The sequence below is a fragment of the Wolbachia endosymbiont of Atemnus politus genome, assembly GCF_013309895.1.
The window spans coordinates 1-4,801 of sequence record NZ_JAAXCS010000096.1 but is presented as its reverse complement, the minus strand read 5'-3'; the positions used below and the strand labels follow the sequence as shown (position 1 = coordinate 4,801).

The window sequence follows — 4,801 nt, the reverse complement described above, 5'->3', positions numbered from 1 at the left end:
CGGGGGTTGTCAAGGGGTTTTTTAACCCGTCTCCCTTCTTTCAAATCGTCGAAAGCTTTCATAACAACCTATTTTCCTTGAAGCTAAAATAGCTGTTAAATGTAATAATAATGTGGTCTATTAATTCTATTCCTACACTTTTACAAGCTTCTGCGAGTTGTCTAGTGAGAGATACATCGCCACTTGAAGGCTGTATATCTCCGCTTGGATGGTTGTGAGATATTACAATGGACGTTGAGCCGATCAAAAGAGCGCGCTTGATGATTTCTCTAACATAAAGAGGTGTTTGATCTATTGTACCAATATTTTGTAGATCTTCCGCTATTAGACGATACTTTTTATTCATATAGATGACACGAAAATTTTCTTTATTGAGACTTCCTATACTTATTCTCAGATAATCAAGCAGTTTTTCCCAGTTATTGATTATAGGTAGGTCTTTTATTTCTTCTCTTGCAGAACGAACAAAAGCTTGTTTCACACAAAAGATGGCAGATATAGCTGCTTTGTTAACTTTATCAATGTTTTGTAGTGCTTCTAGATCGGCATTGAAAACTTTACTTAAACTGCCAAAATTTTCTATCAAACTCTTTGCTACTGGCTTGACATCAATCCTACTGTATGCTGAGTACAAAATGTGCTCTAAAACCTCATAGTCGAGTAGTGATTGCCCGTTATCTGAAATAATTTTCTCTCTTAGGCGCTTTCTGTGCCCCTTTTTGTAATCTTTCACTATTAATAAATTGCTCATCTCTTATAATAAGAAATTAGATCTTTGAGTAAAATATTTAATAATCTCTTTGTCATTTTAGCGAGTAACGCTAAAGATCATATTTTCAGGTTTTTGTGATAGATCTAAATAGTTAAGCTACTAAAACACTTGACTTACGTACTTTGCGTTTCTAAAATTCTTATTTTCAGCCCTACTTATAATGTCAGTAGCAATATTAAGTGTACTCCAAATAATATTAGTTATTGTTCTAGTAATTTTAGTCCTTTTGCAGCCACCTGGAAGTAGCTCACTAAGTAGCTTTAACAATTCACAACAGGGACTTAATTCAATGATCCCAGTGAAATCTTCCGCAAACCCGCTTAGCAAAACAACGGCTATAGTTGCCGGGTTATTTATTATAAATACATTGTTATTATCAGGATTATGTTCAAAAGATGTACATAAGAAGTCAATTGCAGAGAAAATTATGTCAGAAAAAAAACGAGAAAACGAATCTACTTCTGTTCCTTTTGAAAATTAATGAAGGAAGCTAAATTTATCTTTGTAACAGGTGGGGTTGTTTCATCACTTGGCAAGGGCTTAGTTGCTTCAAGTGTAGGCGCGCTTCTTCAAGCTCACAACTTTAAGGTTCGCATCAGAAAACTTGATCCATATCTAAATATCGATCCTGGAACAATGAGCCCAACTCAACACGGGGAAGTATTTGTCACTGAAGATGGTGCCGAAACTGATTTAGACCTTGGGCATTACGAGCGTTTTACTGGAATTAAAGCAACCAAAGACGACAATATAACAACTGGCAAGGTATATCATGAGTTATTAAAAAAAGAGAGGCGCGGTGATTACCTAGGCAAAACTGTACAAGTTATTCCTCATGTAACAGACTTAATCAAGTCGTTTATTTTTAATGGCACGGAAGGTTTAGATTTTATAATATCTGAAATTGGTGGGACTGTAGGTGATATTGAGAGCCAACCGTTTTTGGAAACTATACGTCAAGTTAACTACAAATTGGGAAAACAAAGAGTTATCCTCATCCACTTAACTTTAATACCATACCTTACTGCAGCGCAAGAATCAAAGACAAAACCAACACAACATTCAGTGCGAGAGTTGAATTTCGCAGGGTTACAACCAGATATTATATTATGTCGTAGTGAGAAGGAAGTTTCTGATAATCAGAGAAGAAAAATAGCCAACCTTTGTAATGTTTCTTTATCTAATGTAATACCTGCTCCCGATGTGAGCCATATATATGAGCTACCGGTCCTATATAATCAATGTGGACTTGGCACACAAATTTTGGAACATTTTCACTTAAACAAGCCAAAACCAAGCCTAACTGAGTGGGATCAAATAGTACGTTCTATGAGACATCCAACACAGGAAGTTGCTGTGTCTATAATAGGAAAATACACTGAATTTCCTGATGCATATAAATCACTAATTGAAGCATTAAACCACGGTGCAATTAGTAATAAAGTCAAAGTAAAGATAAATTGGGTCAATTCAAGAGAGAATGATGAAAAACCTATAAGTGAAAAGTTTATAGGAGAAAAACTGCGAAGTTCTCATGCAATCCTCGTTCCTGGGGGATTTGGTGATGATGGGGTAGAGGGTAAAATATCGGCAATAAGTTACGCTCGCACGCACAATATTCCATTTTTAGGAATATGCCTTGGTATGCAGCTTGCGGTTATTGAATTTGCTCGCAATGTTATTAAGCTTGAAGATGTACACTCTGAAGAATTTTGTACTTGCAGACATCCGATCATTAAGCTAGCTGGTGATAAGAATGTTGATCTTGGTGGAACCATGAGACTTGGGGCATATAAATGTAATATAAGCCCAAATTCCAAAATGGCAGGTGCGTATGGTGATATCACTATCTCGGAAAGACACAGACATAGATACATAATTAACTCAAATTATAAAGATGATTTAGAAAAGAATGGCCTGATATGCAGTAGCGTGTCAGAAGATGGAACGTGTATAGAAGCAGTGGAGTTAGAAAATCACCCATGGTTTATCGGTGTGCAATTTCATCCAGAATTTAAATCAAAGCCGTTTTCTCCTCATCCTCTTTTTGTATCGTTTATTAAAGCAGCAATTGGCAAAAAATAAGTGCTTGATGTTCAAGTATCAATATATGGAGCTTGCTATAGAGCAAGCAAAACTCGCTCAGAAAAATGATGAAGTGCCAATAGGCGCTGTAATAGCAAGTGGAAACAATATCATCTCCTCTGCCCACAATATGTCCAATGACCCAACTGCTCATGCGGAGATGTTAGCAATCAGACGAGCATGCAAATTGCTCTCGACCACAACACTTTGTGATGCTGATATGTACATAACATTAGAACCTTGTCCTATGTGCGCCCAGGCCATTTCCTTTGCTAGAATCAAGCAATTATACTTTGGAGCTTACAACCAAAAAGGTGGAGGGATTGAAAACGGCGCTAGAATATTTCAATTTTGCAGCCATATACCCGAAGTTTATGGTGGAATATTAGAAACAGAATGCTCTTTTTTGTTAAAAGATTTTTTCGAGAAACTAAGAACCTAATTTGGGTTGCGGTATAAATTTAAGAGAAAACTAAGACCAGTCACATTTTTTTATCTTGTGGTTTTATTTGCAATATTGCTATCAGGCTGACCAGTAAGCAAAAGACTATATAGAACCCAGCTGCAAAGTTTACTTGAGGAAATGTTACAGTAAACCAAATACACACCATAGGAGTAAATCCCCCATGCAAAGCAAAAGAGATGTTGCGTGATAAACTCACTCCACTAAATCTAACATTGGTAGGAAAGAGTTCAGATGTTACTATTCCTATGGGAACTATACCTCTTTCTATTATAGAAAGAGCCATTATGCTCAACGTAATTATTAGGTAATTTTTATAGTAATACGCAACAGACAACACAGGACAACACAGTACCATTGTAATTACTATAAATAAGATTGCAGTGCGCTCCTTCCCCACTTTATCAGCCAACATTCCAAATGCTACTGAAGATATCGGCATCAGTATACTGGTTATAATCAACACAACTTCGTTGACATATGTTATTAAATACGTCTCAACCGATACTATTTCTTTTGCAATTGTTCGAAGAAATACAGTAAACCCAACAGCAACATTAACAGGTATAGCTATTAAAATAGCAAGTATAAGAGCTCTCTTGTGGTGTTTTATAAGTTCTATTATTGGTAGATTAGATAAATTTCTTTGTTTTCTATTTTCTTCATATGCTGGAGTTTCTCCCAATGTATATACACTGTATACACTAACTAATCCTAAAATAGCTGAGAAAATAAATGGCAATCTCCAACTCCAAGCGTTAAAATCAGTAGTTTTTTTGCAGATGATTATTATTACCGCAGAAAGTAGTATACCAATGGAACGACCAAAACCCATCATTCCAAAAAACATTCCTAAGCTCTCTTTTCTATTAGATAAATGCTCTATGAGATAAACAGAACTCCCTTGTTCGCCGCCAAGTGCAATTCCCTGTGCTATATGAATCACAATAAGCAACATAGTAGAAGCTATGCCTATTTGGTTGTAACCTGGAACAAACGCAACTAGACTAGATGGTATCATTACTAGCAAGACGGCAATTATTAGTGCTATCCTCCTTCCATACTTATCACCAACATGACCAAATATGAATGCACCAAATGGCCTTACCATTGCACCCAGCCCTATAATTCCAAATAATTGCAGTATGTTACTGTAAATATCTTGTGCAAAACAAAACTCTCTGCTGATTATATTAGCCAAATCAGTAAAGAGTATGTAGTCATACCATATTGCAATCCTGCAGAGAATAGCTGATATCAACGCCCTTGTTTGCTGATTGCACACTAAATTCAATTTGTAAATTTTTCATTGTGGCTACTTTTTTGGATTTAGTAAAGTGTGTCAAACCAGAAGCATTCAGGAAATAGAACTAAAAACCCCTTGACAACCCCCTTCAATCCTCTTACAATAAGACTGAAGCTAATTATTTATCTTCTCTGTACAGATTAAACGACAAAAAAACTTAGTATATCTGGCGTCT

The 4,801-nt window shown here is 36.0% G+C and carries 4 protein-coding genes and 1 pseudogene; 3 read left to right on the top strand and 2 right to left on the bottom strand.

Annotation, left to right across the window (positions count from 1 at the left end; translation table 11 throughout):
• Positions 1 to 58 precede the first annotated feature (58 nt).
• A complete protein-coding gene (gene radC, locus HET73_RS05955) occupies positions 59 to 733 on the bottom strand; it encodes a RadC family protein (RefSeq protein WP_174133206.1) in 675 nt (224 codons plus the stop codon).
• 199 nt (positions 734 to 932) lie between these two features.
• Between radC and secG the strand changes: the two genes are divergently transcribed.
• The 3 genes from secG to HET73_RS05940 are packed head-to-tail and all read left to right on the top strand — an operon-like array spanning position 933 to position 3,299.
• Positions 933 to 1,253 (top strand): preprotein translocase subunit SecG, encoded by a 321-nt coding sequence (gene secG, locus HET73_RS05950; protein WP_174133204.1) that lies wholly within the window; start codon positions 933 to 935, stop codon positions 1,251 to 1,253.
• The gene (locus HET73_RS05945; protein ID WP_174134186.1) at positions 1,253 to 2,857 is read left to right on the top strand and encodes a CTP synthase; all 1,605 of its coding nucleotides are present in this window, start codon (positions 1,253 to 1,255) and stop codon (positions 2,855 to 2,857) included. The genes secG and HET73_RS05945 overlap by 1 nt, the downstream gene beginning before the upstream one ends.
• A 25-nt stretch (positions 2,858 to 2,882) precedes the next feature.
• On the top strand, positions 2,883 to 3,299 hold the full coding sequence (locus tag HET73_RS05940) for a nucleoside deaminase (protein ID WP_174133205.1): 417 nt from the start codon (positions 2,883 to 2,885) through the stop codon (positions 3,297 to 3,299).
• Between the two features lie 30 nt (positions 3,300 to 3,329).
• Here the strand turns inward: HET73_RS05940 and HET73_RS05935 are convergent.
• Positions 3,330 to 4,605: pseudogene (locus HET73_RS05935) on the bottom strand (MFS transporter).
• Positions 4,606 to 4,801 lie beyond the last annotated feature (196 nt).

Coding starts and splice junctions, on each gene's coding strand:
- secG (WP_174133204.1), top strand. CDS start 933: ATGTCAGTAGCAATATTAAGTGTACTCCAAATAATATTAGTTATTGTT.
- HET73_RS05945 (WP_174134186.1), top strand. CDS start 1,253: ATGAAGGAAGCTAAATTTATCTTTGTAACAGGTGGGGTTGTTTCATCA.
- HET73_RS05940 (WP_174133205.1), top strand. CDS start 2,883: ATGGAGCTTGCTATAGAGCAAGCAAAACTCGCTCAGAAAAATGATGAA.